The sequence below is a fragment of the Marinobacterium ramblicola genome (genome assembly GCF_019084545.1).
In the GTDB taxonomy this organism is placed as follows: Bacteria; Pseudomonadota; Gammaproteobacteria; order Pseudomonadales; family Balneatricaceae; genus Marinobacterium_D; species Marinobacterium_D ramblicola.
The window spans coordinates 1-19,547 of sequence record NZ_JAHREP010000001.1 but is presented as its reverse complement, the minus strand read 5'-3'; the positions used below and the strand labels follow the sequence as shown (position 1 = coordinate 19,547).

Annotated in this window: 9 protein-coding genes and 1 tRNA gene; all 10 read right to left on the bottom strand. The window is 56.9% G+C overall.

The genetic code is table 11. The features are described 5' to 3' along the window. Nucleotides 1–29 precede the first annotated feature (29 nt). Nucleotides 30–2,645, bottom strand: a complete 2,616-nt coding sequence (locus KQ940_RS00050; protein WP_217410604.1) for a TolC family outer membrane protein — start codon at nt 2,643–2,645, stop codon at nt 30–32. 42 nt (nt 2,646–2,687) lie between these two features. Next, complete coding sequence (locus KQ940_RS00045; RefSeq protein WP_217410602.1) at nt 2,688–3,185, bottom strand: invasion associated locus B family protein; 498 nt, start codon at nt 3,183–3,185, stop codon at nt 2,688–2,690. 580 nt (nt 3,186–3,765) lie between these two features. Then, a complete protein-coding gene (locus KQ940_RS00040) occupies nt 3,766–4,491 on the bottom strand; it encodes a response regulator transcription factor (protein WP_217410601.1) in 726 nt (241 codons plus the stop codon). Continuing rightward, a complete protein-coding gene (locus KQ940_RS00035) occupies nt 4,488–6,383 on the bottom strand; it encodes a sensor histidine kinase (RefSeq protein ID WP_217410600.1) in 1,896 nt (631 codons plus the stop codon). The genes KQ940_RS00040 and KQ940_RS00035 overlap by 4 nt, the downstream gene beginning before the upstream one ends. 50 nt (nt 6,384–6,433) lie before the next feature. Continuing rightward, nucleotides 6,434–8,365, bottom strand: coding sequence for a site-2 protease family protein (locus KQ940_RS00030; RefSeq protein WP_246589581.1), 1,932 nt, complete (start codon nt 8,363–8,365; stop codon nt 6,434–6,436). A 173-nt stretch (nt 8,366–8,538) separates the two neighbouring features. After that, on the bottom strand, nt 8,539–9,885 hold the full coding sequence (locus KQ940_RS23025; RefSeq protein WP_217410598.1) for an efflux RND transporter periplasmic adaptor subunit: 1,347 nt from the start codon (nt 9,883–9,885) through the stop codon (nt 8,539–8,541). 9 nt (nt 9,886–9,894) lie between these two features. Continuing rightward, nucleotides 9,895–16,317, bottom strand: coding sequence for a DUF4347 domain-containing protein (locus KQ940_RS00020; RefSeq protein ID WP_217410597.1), 6,423 nt, complete (start codon nt 16,315–16,317; stop codon nt 9,895–9,897). Between the two features lie 51 nt (nt 16,318–16,368). Next, nucleotides 16,369–17,097, bottom strand: a complete 729-nt coding sequence (locus KQ940_RS00015) for an efflux RND transporter periplasmic adaptor subunit (RefSeq protein WP_217410596.1) — start codon at nt 17,095–17,097, stop codon at nt 16,369–16,371. Then, nucleotides 17,097–18,707: a TolC family protein gene (locus KQ940_RS00010; protein ID WP_217410594.1), complete on the bottom strand. Its 1,611-nt coding sequence runs from the start codon at nt 18,705–18,707 to the stop codon at nt 17,097–17,099. Before KQ940_RS00010 ends, KQ940_RS00015 begins: the two co-directional genes overlap by 1 nt. A gap of 624 nt (nt 18,708–19,331) precedes the next feature. Beyond that, nucleotides 19,332–19,405: transfer RNA gene (locus KQ940_RS00005), tRNA-Gly, on the bottom strand. Between the last annotated feature and the right edge of the window lie 142 nt (nt 19,406–19,547).

The following is a 19,547-nucleotide window of genomic DNA, read 5'->3' as shown; positions in this document are numbered from 1 at the left end:
ACTATTCTCCGTGCGATAACGTCAGATCGCTACTTAGCTTCCAAGACCGGTTCCAGCATCATGTCGATATCAGCGACATCGTTGCGGGCCAGGGAGCCTACTGCCTGCTTCAGTGTGAGGCGGTTTTTCAGGTATTCGTAACGGGACTGCATAAAGTCGCGCCGAGCGGCGTAGTAGCTCTGATAGGCATCCAGCACGGAGACGGAGGTTTCCACCCCGGACCCAAACCCCTTGAGGCGGGTCGCCAGGCGAATCTCCTGCGCCAATACCCCCTCGCGCAGCGCGCTCAACATCGCTGTGCTCGACACCAGGCTGGAGTAGGCCGAGCGCACGATACGCTCCGTCTTGCGGTACTCCCGCTCCATCTCCTGCTGCGTCTTATCCAGTCGAGCGGTCGCTTCACGCACCAGAGAGGAGCTACGCCCCCCGCTGTAGATCGGCACGTTCAGTCTCAGCCCCATCTCATAATCGCTCACATCCTGACGCGAGTCTGAGAACAGGGTGCTTTCCGACACCTGCTGCCCGGCCGAAACGAACAGATCGACGGTGGGCAGGTGCTCGGCGCTGCGACGACTGACCTCTTTCTGCGCGATCGTGGTCGACAGGCGCTGCGCCTGAAGCGCAAGGTTCTGATCCAGAGCGGCCCCAACCCAACGGTCTACCCGCTCGGGGAAAGGCGGTGCGGCCCGGAAATCGGCATTAAACCCGTGCAGACTCTCCACCTCCAGACCGACGATCTCTTTCACAGCCAGACGTGCGTCCTGGTACTTGAACTCTGCCTTCATGGCTCGGGCGCGAGTCAGCGCTTCAAGACTGCGAGACTCGTTGTAATCCGCTCGGCTGAGCAGGCCGCTGTTGAAGCGTATCTGCGCCTGCTCCAGCTGCGCGGTTACTGCGTTGTGCTCAGCCTGAGCCAGATCACGCTCGTCGCCGGCTGCCAACACATCCAGATACGCGCTGGTCAACCGCAGGATCAGATCCTGCTCAGCCGCCAGCAGCGCCAGCTTGGCCTGCTCTACAGCCACCTCTGCCTGGTCGATCGCAATCAGATTGGCGCGACGATAGACCGGCTGGGTCAGATTCAACGACAGGTTGTATCCCGGCACATCATAGTTCCCGGCCGGGATAGAGCCGGATTCATTAACCGTCTGGTACTTGCTGGAGTATTGATAGCTGAAGCTGACCTGAGGCAAGTAATCCGCCTGGGCTTGAGGCAACACCTCGCTTCGCGCCCTGAACTCGGCACGCGCCGCCAGATAGGTGGGATCCTGTTCCAGCGACTGATCCACCAGATCCAGCAGCTTGAATCGTTCACCCTTCGGAATCGGGGTTTCGGTGGCGTAGTGTGCTTCGTCCAGAGTCACCGAGCCGATACTGAGAACCGGCTGGCGGGTAAAATCGAATGCCGGCTGATGGCGTAGCGTATCCCGATCGAACCCAGCTATACCTTTAAGATCATCAGGAAAGCCCTGCTGCGGCTGGATGGCCGCCTGGGGCATCGCGACCGTCAGCGCACCGGCGTAGCGATCAAGAAACGGGGTAACACTACGCGCCAAACCTTCGGCGTACGAGGGATCGAGGGTAAACTCCACACGCGCCGAGCCCAACCCGGTAGCGCCATAGCGAACCCGCTGAATAAAATGGGGGTCAGCCGCAAAGTCACCAACAACACCCTCTATTGCATCAGCGGGCACGCCGGGAAAATCCACCACCAGTCTTCCCGGCGAGGTCAGGTAATACCCCTGAGCCTGCACCGCCTCGTCAGCTTTCAGATCCAGGCCAAAACCTGAGCGAAGATTCGCCATCGCAATCGCTTTCGGAGGCGTAAATACCACATCTACCGGTGAGTCCGGCACCAGCATCAGATGGATGTAACTGGCTTCGTTCTCCGGAACAGACCCTATCTGGGCATCGAGAAGATCGACCGGTCGACTCGGCGTAAAGGTAAGCATGGAACCGCCCCGGGAAAGCGGGGTTACCTCAGGCACACCCAGGAACTCTGGCATCTCCGGCAGTTTCACCTCACCAGTGGGCACACCGGGAAGCTCGACCACCAGCTTCTGCCCCTGCTCCGCCAGGGAAACTTCGACCACCATCTCCGAATGACCTGCAAAGGACAGATCGAAGAGGTTTCCGCGCTTCTCGACCTTCACCTCATCGAGCAGGCGAATAGACGCATCGACAGGCCGCTCCCTCAGCAACAGCTCCCAGCTCAAACGGTTATCGCCATTGAGTGCCACGGTCTCATCAATCAGATCAACCGGTCGTATGAACTCCACCACCAAGTGGTTACGTTCACCAATGATCTGGACATACGCCTTGTGAAAGATGGAGGGCCGGGCCAACAACTGATCGGCCTTATTGCGCCACTGTTCCAGGTCAGCCGAGGCTGACAGCGTCACGAACAGTCGCTGACCGTTGGCCTGCAGATGCGTGGCCCGAAGCTCTCCAGGTTGTGCGGTAATTAATAGACGATGCTCGTCTGTCGCCATCTCGTTTTGAGCATTATTCTGCACCGTGCCGGTAGCAGGAACCACTTCGGCCGCCAGCAGCTCCCGTCCGCCGGCGAGGCCTAACACGAAAACCCCGCTTACCACCAACGCCAGCGGCTTGAAGTTTTTCCTCCCTGGAAATCCTGTTGCCATTCTTGTTTTCACAAAGACCCCTTAGTTCGGCAGCTGGCCCTATTAACGCACTTGAGAACTGGCTTTAGTAAACCCGGACAACGACAGCTCCACCACGAGTGTCTGCTCCGATCTGAATGGCCTGAAACCCGCCTTCATGTGCTTGCCCGACCTCATCGCGGAAAGCAGGCTGTCGTTCAGCGGTATCAAGGCGACACAACCATCCGTCACGCAGGTGGTAAACGCGAAATGCTGCTCTGCCGCTTCGTCGATACGCGTAACGATACCTGGCCGCAGATCCACGCCTAGCGGCAGCACTAACTGCAGTACCAGTTGCTCCTTCACTTTGATCACGGATGCTGCGAGCACACGGGAACGCTTATCACCCTCGCCGACGAACAACTGCTGAACGGCTTGGCACAGCCCCTCCTTACAATCCACACGCCAGTCACCGAAAGTTTCAGCCCACGCGCTCGGCTGCGCCACAAACCCCGCAACCACAAACACAACCGCGGTCAAAGCCGACCCAAGCTCCCGTGTACGACCTTTCAGAAACGCCATTTTTACCTTCATTTCACCCACTTATCTCAGGCTGATACTTCTACCACAGAAACGACACAAAAAACTGACACTATCTGACATGGCCTATTTTTAAGCTGAGTTACCCTTCGCAATATCTCGCGTTATCTCAATAAGTTAGAGCAAAGCAGCGTTCACAGGAGCGCATCCCTTCCACCCTCCATGAGTATTCAGGCTGCAAACTTCAAAACAGACTATCGATAAAGGAGGTATCCGGAATGGAAACAACAGACAAACAAGGAGGCATCAGGCTGACGAGCGGCCCTGTCGAGCAGCTCTCCATAGATAGAACTTACCCACCGATATCCAGTATCGACCAGGCCATTTTCGCTTGAATGGATATGGATGATTTCACGCTGTTGATGGCTATCAAACCAACGCGGTTCCCCGGTTGGCGAGAGCCTCAGCGCTCTTCGGCTGTAAAGCGATGGCTGCTACAGAGTCTGGCCGCAGTCGGTGCGATGGCCCGCTCATATTGACCAATTGCGGGCAAACCTTGTGGATGGCTGCGTTCTGAACTATCTGATCGTTAGGCTCACGCAGCCACAACCAAGGGCAAGCCTCATCGAACCACTGCGCTTGCATGGCTAGAGGACCGTTCCACCAGCTCGATCGGCTCATTGAATACATAGCCTCGACCGCGCACGGCCTTGATCGGATTAGCGGCGTAATGCTCATGGATCTTTTTACGCAAACGGCTCACGATCTGCTCCAGGCGACGCTCGTCATAGAGGAGGTAGTTTTCTCCCAAGCTGGTTACCAGCTCTGCCCTGGGCGCATATTCCGGGTGGTGCCGGGCTAGCTGTCGCAAAATACAGGCCTCATTAGGCGTCAGCTCAAGCGCTGATACCGCATTCGGTGCCAACAACTGGTAGCGGGACAGCTCGACCCTCCACCGCACACTACCGGCGCGGTAGTTCTTGCGACGCATCAGTGCATGGATATGTGCCAGCAATTCGGCCAGATCGAAGGGTTTAGTCAGGTAGGCATCGGCACCTGCAGTTAGCCCCCCCACGCGTTCGCCAAGCCCTCCCCGCGCAGTCAACATGATGATGCCGATACCATCCTGGCTATGCAGCAACTCTTGCGCCACGTCGATACCGTCTTGGTCCGGCAGCCCAAGATCAAGCAACAGCAGATCGAAGGGAGTATTGCGGTGAGCTCGGAAAAAATCGGCTGCGGTGCCAAAAGCCTCAACCGCATAACCTTCCTCATGCAGCAGAAAAACCACATCCTCGCGTAGAGCGGCATTATCCTCCAGCACCGCAATGCGAGTGGCAGAACTCATAGACGCGCCTCCGTAAAATAACATGTTATGCAGGTTCCTTCCGCCCCGGTTTCAACCTCGACACGTCCGCTATAGCGATCAACAACCTCTTTAACAACAAACAGCCCCAACCCCAGCCCAGGGACATCTTCACGCTCGCGGGCCCGGTAGAAGCGTTCAAACATGCGCTGTTTCGCATAGTCACTCATGCCTTCACCATAATCGCGCACACTCAGGCCAATTCTTTGCCGATCTGCCCATACATTCACCTCGACCAGCTCCTCGGCCGGGCTGTACTTCAGCGCGTTATCGATCAGGTTACGCAGCACCACACCCAACATGGGCTCGGACAAGCGAGAGATGAACGTGACTCTGGCCGGGGGTAAAGCGAAGCTTATACGCTTACGCTGAGCCGGCTCGAACTCGCTCATCACCTTCAGCACCACCCCCGACACGTCATAGGGTTCTCCCGGCTCGGATGAAGGGTCGATCTCCTGACGCCCTCGCACCAGGCTCAACTGCAACAATTGATCGATCCGCTTAATGGCATCTCGAATGCGCCGATAGCGCTGTTGGCGCTGCTCCCTGGCATTTTCCTTACGTTCCAGCACACCCAACGACTGAACAGCGGTATCGATCACCGCCATTGGGGTGCGCACTTCATGCGCGAACATCGCGAGGAAGGTTTCATGGGCCCGCCGCAGGGAACGCTCCAGCCCCGCTTCTCGCCCGGAGAGCTCTGCTCGTCGCTGCATATCCAGCAAGGTTCGCTCGGACTTGCGCACCGAAAACATGATAATGAAGTGCAGGCATAGCTGAAACGACAGGATCATGACCGGCGCAATAAAGGTACTGCCCAGCGTCACCGGGACCATACCGATGGTATACAAACTATTGACGGATACGAACAGCCCAAACACCAGACAACCGCCTGCCCTGAACTTCTGCTCGGCGTTAAACGCTCTCCAGCCCAACAACAACGGCACCGACACCACCAGCGGGAACAGCGTAACATACACATTGATGTATGCCATGGCGCGTACATATTCATCCTGCAGCGCATAGTACCCCCCCACCAGCGCGAGGCCGATACCGATCCAAAAAAGCAGGTAAACCCACCAGTTGCCCCGGAACGGAAATGCCAGCATCTCCCTAAAGAAAATGAAAGCCAGCACCCCGGAGCCCAACACGCCAAACTGCATCAACAGGTTCTGTTCATGCGCACCCAGTCCAGGAAAAAATTCGCGCATGAGACCACTGATCAACAGCGTGGTAATCAGGAGGCAGGCTTCATAAACGACGAAGTAGATAAACAGCATTCTCCGCAGCCAGATCCCGTTCAACAAATTGATCACCAGCACCATCAGCAGAATGCCTGTCATCACCCCCTCGCTAAGCAGCCGCCCACCAATCGCCGCTTCAACCTTGGCGCCGGGGAGAGCCTGTACCAGCAGTACCGAGGTACTGCTGGTTTGCAGCCGGATCAGCAACTCACTTCGCCCTTCCGGAATCCGACTGCCCACGATATGCAACCGATGGTGTCGATCATGCTCCGGGTCCTCAATCAGATCACCCGCCGAGAAACGGTCCAGCAGCGTATCGTCGCGCAGCAAATAGAAGTCAACCCGGTCAAGATAGGCGGGGCCGACTATAAAAGCCCAGTCATCCGTCACCCCGGCATCACGCTCCAGGTCAACATGAACCCAGAATGCTGAGCGACTGTAGCCTTCGCCGACCCCATGAGGAATATCTCTGAATGCGCCTGCCCGCTGAGCAGCGAGCGCCTGCTGCCAGTCCAGCGTATGCCCCGGGTCTTCGAGCAGACTCAACTGCCCGTGATCCAGCGAAATGCGCTCCTGCCCCAAAACCAGCGGAACCGCTGCCTTGGCAGGCACGACTGTCGACAAGGTCAACAGCATAACTCCCCATGCCAGCCATGAGCAGATCCCGTTGAGTCCCCGCATCAGAACCCCGACTCACGAATAAACAGGGCCGCCACCCGTTGCAGTTGATGCAGCAATGCGCTGCGCGGCTTGCCCTCAATAACCACCATGCCCGCCTGCCGTGTTTGTTGTTGCAACACAAACTCCTGGCTTTCAGGCATCAATTGAATGCGGTAATGCGCCGCTTCGGGGATCAGACGCTCATCCTGACGGCGCACAGCAATCGGCCCACCCGCTTCCGATCCAAGCTCCGGATAGGGCAGCGCCGGAATCGCGCTGATATCGATCTGCTTCAGCCGCACCGACAACGCGGGATACTCCCCCCCTGTCGCGATAAAAACACCGCTCTGGCCGGATTCCAACAGTTTTAAATGGCGCTCATTTACCAGTCCATCAACGAACATCTGTCCAACATCAACAAGCGTCAACAACGGTTGGTCACGCCCTACCCACTGGTTATTCGACAATGTTTCCATCGCGCCCACGACCCCGCTGAACGGAGCGCGCACTATAAGCTTGTGCTCACGCTGAACCAATCCGGACAGTTGTTCGCTCAACTGTTGCAGACGCTCTCGGTTGACCGCTTGTGCGGATTTATCGTCGAGAGAAGCGGACTGGCGCGACAGTTTCAACTCTATCAGCTGCAGCTGTTCACGTACCTGTGCCAGTTGCCTGCTCAACGCAGGTGATATCAAGTGCAGTAACGCCTGTCCTGCTTCCACCCGGTCCCCGGGCTGTACCTGGATCCGCACCACCTGTGCCGATTCTGGCGCGAATAGCGGTTGCACCTGCTGGGCCCTTAGCACCGCAGGCACCCTCACATCACCCGACAGCGGTAGCAGAGCCCATAGAATAAACCCCAATGGCAATGACCATGCAGCCAACCGCCAGGGCGTCCAGTGAAAATCGGCCCAACGCTCCCGCCAGGTCCGCAACTCCTTGAAAATCGGCATGGCAATAAACCAAAGAACCTCGACAATAAAGAGAAAAATGCCCAGCACCTTGAAGAAAAAGTGGTAAACCAGCAGGGCAATGCCCAGAAACAGGAAGAAGCGATAGACCCAGGTTCCCCAGGCATAAAGGGTGAGCAGACGAGCACGACTGCGCGGCATCGGTTCCGGCAGTGGTTCATCCAGCCCCCAGAGCCAACGCCGCAGACGCCAACGCCCCAGTGCAAATGCACGCTGCTGCAGGTTTTCCACGCCCAACAGGTCAGACAGCGCATAGTAGCCATCAAACCGCAGGAATGGGCTGATGTTGACCAGCACCGAGGTCACCCAACTGGTCGTGGCGACAAAAAATGCGGCACTGCGCATAGCACCGTCGGGCAGAATACCCCAGAGAAAGGTGGCAATAAGTGCCAGATACAGTTCGGTTCTTACCCCTGCGGTGACGATACGCAGCCGGTCGCGCCGCGATCGCAGCTTCCAGGCATCGGTGGTATCGGTATAGAGCACAGGAAACATCACCAGAAAGGCGACCCCCATGGAAGCCACCCGGCATCCAAGCCGTTGCGATACCAACGCATGCCCCAACTCGTGGGCACTTTTGACCAGTACCAACGTCAGACCATAGAGCAGCACGCCCTCAAGACTGAAGAAATACAGAAATGTGGCGCTGAAACTGTCCCACTGGCGCAGCACCAGCCCCCCCCCAAAAAGACCCAGCAGTAACACCGTTCGGTGTGCCGTCACGCTTAGCAGCCACGACAGTTTAGGACCGATGCTGTTGAGCCAGGGGGCCGGCCTGAGCAAAGGGATACGGATGAAAAGATAGTTGTGCAGCAACCAACGCCAGAGGCTCAATCGACCTTTTCGATGCTGGTTGACAAAGTAGTTACACGCCCCTTCGGAACGAGCCAGCACCAGGTTGTTGGCAATCAGAAAATCGATGAACGCACGGATCTCATCCGGATCATGATCAACCCCCTGGGCAGACAGGTAGGCCACCATTTCATCCACTGTGCGGCCCGGTTGCCAGTGCCGGATCAGGATTAACGCATCGGCTGAAAGCGTAAAATAGCGGTTTCGTACCCGGTCATGAAGCAAGCAGCGGGGAGCACCATCTTCATCATGGCTCCCTGGTAACAATTTCAGATCCTGCCTCAGAGCAGGCAGACGTACATCTACCATCCCAGCCACTGTCGCACAGAGGTAATCGGACGCCGAAACAAATAGAAGAACAGGCTAACCCTGTCACCATATACCTTGGCCGTACCACGCAGGCCGATACGCGGAGGTGCGACACCCGCTTCCGCCTCGCCCAGCCGTGCGATCAGGCGGTAGGCTAATTGCTGGTCAGGCGTCATTCTCGGTTCATAACCGGACTGACTCAATTGCGCAGACCAGGCATGCAGGGGGTCGTTGTCCAAAAAAACCTGCACTTCAGCTCCAGGCACCAATGCAATGGAATCCTTGACCGGGAGCATGACCATAAACTCCACCTGTTGTGGATCAGCCACCTGCATGATCCTCTCGCCCACCCGTACCGGGCGCCCCTTCCACTCATCGGGGTTATCCAGAACCGCAACACCGGTCCGGTCGGACTTGATGGTCGAACGCTCCAACTGCTCTCTGGCATATTGCCATTCGGCCTCTTCCAAACGGACCTGAGCCTCCAACTCGGCGAGCCGGGCCTTTTGATTTGGATCCATGAAGCCGCCTTGCTGCACTGTCTTCAACTCCGCCCGGGCAACCGACAGCGCCTGTCGAGCAACAGCCTCCCTGTTGGCGAGCTCCGTATCGTCCATATACACCAGCGGCTCGCCCGGCTCGACGAGTTGGTTGGGCATAGCGACTACCTGCCTGACAACACCTTCCAGTGGCGCCGCAACCACATGCGGGGCTTTTGGTACCACCGCAACCGGTGCCAGCGTGCTCAAGCGGACTGGAAGAGCCAAAAACACCGGGGTCGCCAGTCCGGCAAGCAGCCAGATTCGTCGTTGACGCAGACCTGCCTGAAGCCCTTTGAACCGCTGGTGCCGGCGTAACGCAAACAGCGCATGCCCCGCACTGCCAGCCAGGTGCTGGGCAATGCCCCGCTCCGCCTCACTCCACGCTTTGTCGCGCAGCAACAGCAGAGCGCCGGCCGTTTCGTTATCCCGCGCTTCTACTCTTAAAGGCTGCCAGAGCAGAAAGTCCGGCAGCTCCAACTCGCGCCACTCGGCAGCCAGCTTATCATTCAGGTCAACCGGACGGATCAGTTGCGACTGGTCTGCCGTCCCCATGGCAATGAGCGACTTAGCAAGCCGCTCGGCCCAGCTGATATAGGGGGAGGTGTAATCCACGGTGGGCAGATCGGACACAGCAACCACCTGAGGATGCCGCAAGCCTTCTCCCACCAGAAGCAACGCCTGGGTATAGGAAACACAACTGTGTGTCTGGTTGACCAGCGTATAAAACAACTGCGCAAGGTCAGATGCCTTGCGCAGTTGTTGCTCCAACCCCAGCAGGGCAGCAACAGTTTCGCTCACGAACGCTCCTTAAACAGACCGGAGCATCGCCATCAAACGATCTCCATACTGCTCCCGCATGGCCAGCTCCGCGGCCAACTGGTCGCTCAAGGGAACAAAGCCAGCGGTGTCGGCAGCTTCACCGGTGTCAACCGGCTCACCCTCTCCGCTGGTCGTGTGCTTGAGCAACTCCTCCAAATCCAGTTTCAGCTCCAGCACCCGCACCTGACCGTCGGCACCGATCGCCTGAATGCGGATGCTGACCTCTTTCTGCCCATCCGGCGGATTACTGATAGTGACAGTGCCAGTGGCAGGATCCAACTGAATCCAACCCGGCAGTTGCTCGCCACTTGACAAAGCACCACTATACAGCTGGGAACTGGCGTTGGTACTGGTGTCCTCAATAGCGATGACCAGCCGGCCATCAGCGGTGTTATCAATACTGGCGACTGCAATCGACACCACATTGAACGCATCCTGCTGATCCTGCGAGAACTCCACTTGCCCCGACTCATTGACGTTGACGTCTACAGAGGCCCGTACTGTGATACTGCCGTCCGCATTTTTACTCTCGACGACCAACGCACCCGGCTGAGACAGAATCACCTGTTCGGTAGCGCCGTCATCACCGTCACCTTCACCCTGCGGTTCACCGGCCGGCTCGGTCGTCTCCTGCACCGACTCTTCGATACCGCTCTCAAGGCCAAGATCAGATGGCTCCATAAAGCCAGTCGTATCGGACGGGTCATTTGTGGAACCCCCATCGCTGACCAAACCATCCGGTAGACCAGACAACTCATTCTCAACCGGTTGGGTATCGGTTTCAGGTGCCGGCGGAGGTGTCGTATCACCCGCATTGGCGGAAGTATCTTCCTGAACCACTGCCGTCACAATCATTTCATAGCTGCGGGTTGCACTGCCCCCCTCGGTATCGGTGGCAGTTACCGTGATGGTGAAATTGCCCGATTCAGTCGGCTTACCGCTGATGACACCTGTTTCAGGGTCGTAGTTGAGTCCGAGTGGCAGGCCGGTGACCTCGAAATCAAGATCCTCGCGACTTAAAGTGCTGTCTTTGTCGCTGAACAAGCTCGCGATCTCAACACTGTAGACAGCACCCTGCTGCACGATGGTCTCGTCATCGGTCATTTCACGAGCCGTCATCTCCGGTGCATCGTTAGTCCCCACGATGGTCACGCTCACGAGGGTATTCGCAGTCGCACCCTGACCATCCTCTGCCGTAACGGTATAACTGAAGGTGATTGTGTCACCTTCGTTGAGGAAATCCAGATCGGCACCAGCAACCGTGTAGGTCCAGTTGACTTGGCCATCGTGGGGCTGGTTCTCGGCACCGACACTGAAACCGTTGACCAGCGTTGTGACCAGATCAACCGGTAGAGCGGCGACAACCGAGCTATCCTGACGAGCCCAGAGAATATCGTCATTGCTGACAAAGCTGATATCGATATCGTCGGTCAGGTCCTTGTCGGTGAAGTCGACGTTACCGCTGCCAGACAGCGCTTGTGCGGCGGCATCTGCAAGCTCAGTAAACGGACCTACATTTTCCGCCGTTATATCCGGCCCGTCATTGGTGCCGGTGATAGTAATCGTCACATCATCGGTAGCGGTGCCGCCGTTGCCATCCGCCGCGGTCAGGGTGTAGCTGAAGGTGATGGTCTCACCCACGGCCAGGAAGTCCAGATCTACGCCAACAACGCTGTAGTTCCAGTTCACCGACCCCGGTGCCGCGGCGTCGGTCGCCCCCACGCTGAAACCGGCGACCAGCGCAGCGGCCAGACCGGCATCCAGGGTGCCGTCGCTCCAGACGATGTCGTTGTTGGATGCAAAGCTGATATCGATCAGGTCGGTATCATCCAGGTCAGCAAAGTCAACCTGGCCACTATCGCTCAGATTCTGAGCGCCAGCATCAACTGCTTCCGTGAAGCCGCTGGACGCGGCGGCTGTTACCGTGGGCGCATCGTTGCTGCCGGTGATGGTAAAGCTCACCGTGTCGGTGGCAGTACCGCCGTTACCATCCGCCGCGGTCAGGGTGTAGCTGAAGGTGATGGTCTCACCCACGGCCAGGAAGTCCAGATCTACGCCAGCAACGCTGTAGTTCCAGTTCACCGACCCCGGTGCCGCGGCGTCGGTCGCCCCCACGCTGAAACCGGCGACCAGCGCGGCGGCCAGACCGGCATCCAGGGTGCCGTCGCTCCAGACGATGTCGTTGTTGGATGCAAAGCTGATATCGATCAGGTCGGTATCATCCAGGTCAGCAAAGTCAACCTGGCCACTATCGCTCAGATTCTGAGCGCCAGCATCAACTGCTTCCGTGAAGCCGCTGGACGCGGCGGCTGTTACCGTGGGCGCATCGTTGCTGCCGGTGATGGTAAAGCTCACCGTGTCGGTGGCAGTACCGCCGTTACCATCCGCCGCGGTCAGGGTGTAGCTGAAGGTGATGGTCTCACCCACGGCCAGGAAGTCCAGATCTACGCCAGCAACGCTGTAGTTCCAGTTCACCGACCCCGGTGCCGCGGCGTCGGTCGCCCCCACGCTGAAACCGGCGACCAGCGCAGCGGCCAGACCGGCATCCAGGGTGCCGTCGCTCCAGACGATGTCGTTGTTGGACGCAAAGCTGATATCGATCAGGTCGCTGACGTCAACATCACCGAATGCAACCACTCCGGTTCCCGAAATATCCTGTGCACTGGCATCGCCCGTCTCAGTAATCGGTGTTGACACATCTGCCGTCATTGACGGCGCGTCATTGGTACCATTGATAGTGATAGTGAGCGTTCGAGTCGCAGTGCCGCCATTGCCATCATCGGCGGTCAGCTCATAGGTCAGAACCAGGCTTTCTCCCGCGGCCAGGTAATCAAAAGCTTCACCGTCGGAATTGAACGTCCAGCTCACATCGCCTGCAGTAGATGTGCTGTCGATACTCGGTTGCGAGCCTGTATCCAGCATTGCCAGCAACTCGGCAGCACTTGGCTGGTCGCTGCTGGACGTCATTGCTACACCACCCGAATCGCGCTGCTCGGCGATCACCCCGGACACACTCACGGTGACCGAATCAGGTTGATCGACATCACTGACTGGCAGCTGCCCACTGGTGCTCAGACCGCTGTCACCTTCGGTCAGGAGCGTATCTGACGACAGGTTGGCCGAATATTCCAGTGCACGCGGAATAATCTCTCGCACCCAGCCATCGTTGCGGGTGCTGCCATCAGATACATCCGCGCCGTATTGAGTTGCAGTATCGGTGAAACCAGTACCGGATATACCTGAGCTGTAGTAGTCATAGCCCATGAAAATAACCGTACCGGCACCATACCGAATGGTTGCAACGGCCGCATTGGAATCGGTTCCATAGATAGCTGTAAACCCAGCCACTGTACCGCTGCCTATCGAATCAGTCGCACTCGGGGCTGACAGACTGGCAGGCCCCCCTTCGAAAGGGGTTCCTGCCGCGTTGGATTCATTGAGACTCCAACTGCTGCCACTTTCCGTCGTCAAGTCCCAGTTAAAGATGGTATTGAGAAAATCGGTATCTTTAGACCCGGCGGTGCCTGTCATCATAATCACACCACCGGCATCCACCCAGTTGCGAATATCGGTCTTGGATGACTCCGGCAAGAATAGCGGATCCCCCGGGTTGCCGCTTTCCATATCCGTCATGAAGAAGAAACCGCTGGCATTCAGCTTGTCAGCAAAATCCGCGTCGGTGAAATTCTGGATAGAGGTATCGAGCGTATATTCCCCACCTTCATTGATCACCCACTGAACGATACTGGCCAGGTTTGCGTTTTCATTGCTGGTACCTGGGCTTGAGTCGCTACCATTCAGGTTCGGGTAGCTGAAAACAGAAACCTGTGTTGAGCCGCTATCCGCTTCAAACACTGGATTATCATTGACGCCTTCCAGCGCAAACTCCAGCACCTGGGTTCCACTTAGCGCGCCATCGGAAACCGTCACCGTGAATGCTTGGGTTTCAGTGGTATTCAGGCCATTAATCACTGATGAGTTGGGGCTGAATGTGTAAGCACCTGTTGCCTTGGTCACCCGGAGTGTGCCGTAGGTCCCAGCCAGGGTGACATAGGTGCCATCATCACTACCACCCTGAATACCGTAGGTCAGACTGCCTGAGTCGATATCGCTGCCGATCAGGCTACCGGTTATCAGATCAAAGGTATCCTGCGCCGCTGTATCCGTTACCGTAGCGCCTGTCGGTTCATTCATCACCGGCGCGTCATTCACTGCAGTGATGGATGTTCCCAGACCAACGGCAGCAGCCGAAACGGCGCTGTCACCGCCGGTGTTGCCCAAAACGGTGGTGTCATACGCCTGACGGGTCGCACCGGAGGTAAAGCTGATGCTGCCGGAGCTGTCGACCGCATGGACGCTCAGGCTGCCAGGTGTACCGTTATAGTCAGCGGCCGGCACAAATCTCAGGCTGGAGCTACTGGACAACAGAAGACCCGCCGAGGTGGAAACGGAACCGACAGAATACCAGTTAGTACCGTTGGTAGAGTATTGCCATTCCCCCTGCGCAGGGTCGCTGGAGTCTCCCGTAATGACGATACCGGCCAAGGTATCGTTAGGAGACCTCAGGTTATCGGGATCACTGAATCGGGAACCAAAAAGAGTGCCGACAGAGCTACCCGCAGGAGAGGCTGAATCTTCGGAAACGCTGCCCAAAGTCGCATTGCCAGTGAAAGATGGCGCATCATTCAACGTGGTTATACTGATGTTAAAGTTTGCAGATGTGCTTTGATTCAGACTGTTCTGCGTGGATACGGTAACCGTTTTGGTCGGCGCAGCAGGGTCGTCAGAGCTATTGGCGTAGGTAATGTGGCGCGCCAGATCGGTGACGACGGCATCCGTCACGAAGGGGTCTTCAACGCGGATATTATCAATATACATCGAAGCACCAGCGGCCCTGCCGCCGGTTTTGTCAAATGTGCCCGATATGAAGACAAATCGGTAATTTCCATCTGTCGGCACTGTTACGCTGGCTACACCGCTACCGGTCGTACCATAGGACTGCAGAGCGATAGAGATAGCGCCGGTACCGGTATTCAGCAGGTAACCGACGACATGGTAATCGTCACTGATGTTATTGGCTTGCCAGTCAAATTTCAGCACCATCCCTGCTGTAGCTGCAAATGCATCGCTGTAGGCCGCAGGGCCATGCACGACACCATAAGAGGTGGTTGTCATGCTGCTTTCTTCAAGACGAAGACGCCCAGCATCCACTTGGACGATAGGATTGTCATACCCTGAAGACAGGTCATTATCATCGAGGCCCGGGGTTCGTGAGTCATAGTTGATCAATGAATCCGAGGGCGTCAGCCAGCCCGCGAGAGAGGTAACACCCAGATCGACCTGCGAGGTATACGCCGTCCAGTTATTCATCCCGGCACTGAAATCCCCGTTCAATACCGGTGACGTGCCTGCAATCGTCTGGTTAATCAGATTGATGCGCAGGGCATTGCCGTTGGTACCATTCAAGGTGCTATCGATAGTGCCGATCAGCGTACCCTGATAATAGACGCTTGATCCGCTGACGGAAATATTGCCGCCTGAGGCAACTGCCAGCTGATCACCAATGTCATCGCCCGCTGTAACATCGAACTGGAGATAGCCATCGCCGTAATTTGCACCACCGTTAAAACTGATACTGTCCGTCGCGACCGTCGCAGCACCACCCTCTGTGTAGCTGGTCGAAGTCTGGCCGGATATGCTGGGCGCCAGTAGGCCGTCAAACGCGCCAACCGCGAGCGCTTCGGCATCAATTGAGCCACTTTGAGCCTCCAGCTCCCAGTCCCCCCCCAGACTCTCGGCACCGGTCAGGTCTTCAGACGCAGCCACGTCCGCCTGCGTCAGTTCGGCCACGGAGTCGATAAAGCCTTGCCCTTCACTCTCGGCACCCACATAGCAACCATACAACATCAGGTCGCCTGACTCGGTCAGTGACTCTCCAAGGGAGGCCAACAGCTCTGCATTAGCCTCCAGGCTCTCGGTATTCAACGTCAGTGTGCCCAGCTTCAGCTCACCAACATCACCATGCGAAAACAGATGAATGGCATCGATGCCACTCCGCCCCTGCAGCGCAGTAACCATCTGTTCCAGGCCGCTGGAGCTACCATCAAGCTGTATAACTTCGACCGAGTCGCCCAAGCCATCTACCAGGTCCTGATAGCCCTCTACCGAGCTGTCGACAAAAGCGACTTCACGACGATTGCCAGGCTCGCTACCGGTGGGGGCCGACACCTCAAAATGGACACTCTGATCAGCCGATTCGGTATGTACTGCGTCGTCCTGATAGGCCACATCGGTGGTCAGCTCAGCGGCAGTGGCAACAGCAGCACCATCAAGCAGGATACGCGGTTCCAGGGCCGTAATCAGCGGTTTACGACGAAAACGGATCGGGTTGGCAGTTGTCTGTTTTTTCATGGTCTCTATCCCTTTAGGGCACCGGGCACATGGCTTGCGTCGGGTGCTGTTTTACTGGACCGGCGCGTTAAAAACGGCTGTTGCGCTCATGCCAGGTATCAGTTGGGTGTCTTGTGGCAGCTTGGCTCTTAACAATACTGTTTGGCTAACAGCATCGATTGCTGGGATGATGGCGCTGACCTCTGCGGAAGCCGGTTCGGTTCGATCGTCTACCTGCAGGCTGATCGACTGACCCACAGCGAGCCAGTTCAACCAGGATGCGGGGACCACCACTTCCACTTCGAGATTCCGATCACCCACAATTTCGATCAGTTCCTGCTGTTGGCGGATATTCTCCTGAGCATTGATCCTCAGGCTAACGACCCGTCCATTCCAGGGCGCTTTGATCACACAGCGTTGAGTGTTGAGACGAGCAATTTTCAGTTCGGCCAGGGACTGGGAATACTCTGACTGAGCGAGCGCCACATCCAGCTCGCCGATCGAGTTCAAAACTTTGAGCTCCTGGGTGTTATCACGCTTGATTTTGGCCGCTCTCACTTCCGCAGAAACCTTCTCTGCCTGCGCTTCGTAAAGCGTGCAATCCAGCGCAACCAACACATCCCCCTTTTTAAAGGCATCGCCCGGGAGGAAGGGTAAGCGCTCTACCCGAGCCGCCAACTCCCCCGAGAGCACGGCACGGTCCAGCGCTTTGATCACAGCCCGCGCTTCATACTCGGCATTCGCCGGGAGTGCCCCCACTAGGAGGGCGACCAACAGCCCAGCCTTCAGTGAGTAACGCATCAACTGATCTTGTCCGCGGCAGCAACCGGCTGTTCGGACGGCTCTCCAGACAGCAGCGCATCCTCTGACGGAGCTACCGCCTCTTCAGCCTCGGATGTTTCCACCGCAGACTGTTCCAGCTGTCCACTTTGCCACTGAGAGAACTGTTGCCCGATCAGTTGACCCAACTCTTCCACGCTCAGTTGCTGGTAGTTTTCCGGCAGCAGATCCATGCCCATGGTCACATAGACACGACCATAGCTGTTCTGAAGGTCAGCGTAAGCCACATCACGACGAAGCTCAGCCAGCAACGTATTGAGCGACTCTCGAATCAAATCCAGCTGAGACATACGCTTCGACTGCGCAGCGTTACGAGTCTGTTCGCCGATACGCTCAGCTACACCGAGGTATTCGGTGGCCAGATCGAAGCTTTTGAGCGCCTGTTCATAACGGATCCGCGACAGGTGAACCTGAGTAAGAACCGCCATGGAAGCCGCCAGACGCTGCTCTTCAGCCAGCGCCTCCCGTGTCTCGGCCATGCGTCGCTCGGCGCCGATCTTGAACACATCAAACAGATTCCAGCTAATTTGAGCGCCGAAGCTGGTCCAATCCTGATTTAACAGATACTCATTGCTGTCTTCATACGCACCGGCCGTCAGATGAATACCGGGCAGCAGGCCCAGCATGGCCGCTTTGGTTTCAGCTGCCGAAATCCGCTTCTGATAATGGGTTTCAACCAACTCGGGACGCCGCTGCAGCGCCTGCTCCTCCATCTGGGCAAGCTCCACCTTCAGCTCAGGCACGTCGAAAACCGGATTGGACACATCCGCCAGATCAAACCGAGTACCAGGTTTCAACCCCATCAGGCCAGCCAGCTCGGTTTTGGCCCCCATAAGGTCCTGACGCAGAGCCTGCAGCGCCCGCAGGATGTCGAGCAACTCACGCTGGTAATACAGCGCCTCAAGCGGCGAACGCAGACGTTGGCTCTCCACCTGACGCGAGTCCTTGAGCGCCTGACTGGCCTGTTCGATCAGCGGGTTGACCTTGCTCAGCAGGCGTTCAGCAGACACCGCGCGCCAGTATGCCGCGCGCACATCCTGAGTGATGTTGTGCACAACCTTGCGCTCACGCTCCTTGCTGATCAGGTAACGATCGGCATGCTGTTTGGCACGAACATAGGAGAGACCAAAATCGAGAATATTCCAGGTAAAGGCCACGTCCTGAGTATCCCGCTCCTTGTCCTGAGAAACGGAGTAGGATGGGTTGGAACCAAGCGAGTCGGGCTCGCCATCGATAAAGTTCACGCTGGCCGACGCGGCATATTCGCTACGCTTGGAATAGCCGGCAGACGCGGTCAGCTCAGGCAGCATTTCATGCTGCACCAACTCGATCTGCCCCTGGGCCAAAGCAGCCTCCAGAGCCTTCAGTTTTTTGTCCCGGTTATTCAGCACCGCACGCGCTATCGCCTCATCAAGAGAGATCGCCGACTCGACAGACTGCTCCTGGACCAACCGTTGGATATCGGCCTGAGCTGTCGCTTCAATGCTATGGGGAGTAATCGCGCTGGGCGTGACTGCACAACCACTGATAATGGCGGCAATAGCAGTCGCAAGCAGGGGCTTTTTAACCATGGGCTATTCTCTCTGAGTGAAACTGAAAAATCTGAATTTCCTTATCGCATTCTTTATAACAAATATCTGTCTCAGCTAACTGACATTTACTGACACCAGCATTAACAAGCCCTTGAGGTGTTTCAGGTCAACCTGCAGCCGGCAGTGGAAACCCGTTTTTGCATGCCCCCATCACCGCCCCGCCCCACGAAAGAATAGATATCCGGTATATAGACCAGATAATTAGGCGCGTCGGAGAAGCTCCACCCCATTACGGCGGTCTCTTCTGAAAAGATGTGCTACTAAAAAATGGTGACAACACGGAAGATGATGCGTATGACCCTAAGCCCTTCAACGAGGCGGCAGCGCGCACAACGGCCCCTTGCTGGAATGCTCCCACAACGAGCCTACAAGAGACGGTGTCGAGCTGCTGCGGCTCACCGGATGGATGAGACCGAACGTGTACGTTGAGAGCTTGACATTAAAGTGGCCCATGGAACAGGCAGCGAGTGAAACGAAGGGATGACCGATTAAGCCCTGTGTCGGACACTGCGCACCGGCATAGAGCCGACACAGAGAGAGGTCAGGAAGAAAAAATCGCCCTGGCGATGCGCTATAAGCAATTGATTTACAAGGAATAAGCGTTGGAGCGGGTGATGGGAATCGAACCCACGTTAAGAGCTTGGGAAGCTCCCGTTCTACCATTGAACTACACCCGCCTTGCGGAATGAGCGGATTAAAGCACAGCCACACGAACTAGCGCAATACACCAGCCCTCACGCCACAGGGCAATCGCACTATCCCCTGACAATGATGGGATCGTCGGGCCGATGTGGTCGGGCCTGTCTGACACGCCGTGAA

Excerpts from the sequence above, each read along its gene's own strand:
- KQ940_RS00010 (WP_217410594.1), bottom strand. The coding sequence starts at position 18,707 with ATGGTTAAAAAGCCCCTGCTTGCGACTGCTATTGCCGCCATTATCAGT.
- KQ940_RS00020 (WP_217410597.1), bottom strand. The coding sequence starts at position 16,317 with ATGAAAAAACAGACAACTGCCAACCCGATCCGTTTTCGTCGTAAACCG.
- KQ940_RS00015 (WP_217410596.1), bottom strand. The coding sequence starts at position 17,097 with ATGCGTTACTCACTGAAGGCTGGGCTGTTGGTCGCCCTCCTAGTGGGG.
- KQ940_RS00045 (WP_217410602.1), bottom strand. The coding sequence starts at position 3,185 with ATGGCGTTTCTGAAAGGTCGTACACGGGAGCTTGGGTCGGCTTTGACC.
- KQ940_RS00040 (WP_217410601.1), bottom strand. The coding sequence starts at position 4,491 with ATGAGTTCTGCCACTCGCATTGCGGTGCTGGAGGATAATGCCGCTCTA.
- KQ940_RS00050 (WP_217410604.1), bottom strand. The coding sequence starts at position 2,645 with ATGGCAACAGGATTTCCAGGGAGGAAAAACTTCAAGCCGCTGGCGTTG.
- KQ940_RS00030 (WP_246589581.1), bottom strand. The coding sequence starts at position 8,365 with ATGGTGGCCTACCTGTCTGCCCAGGGGGTTGATCATGATCCGGATGAG.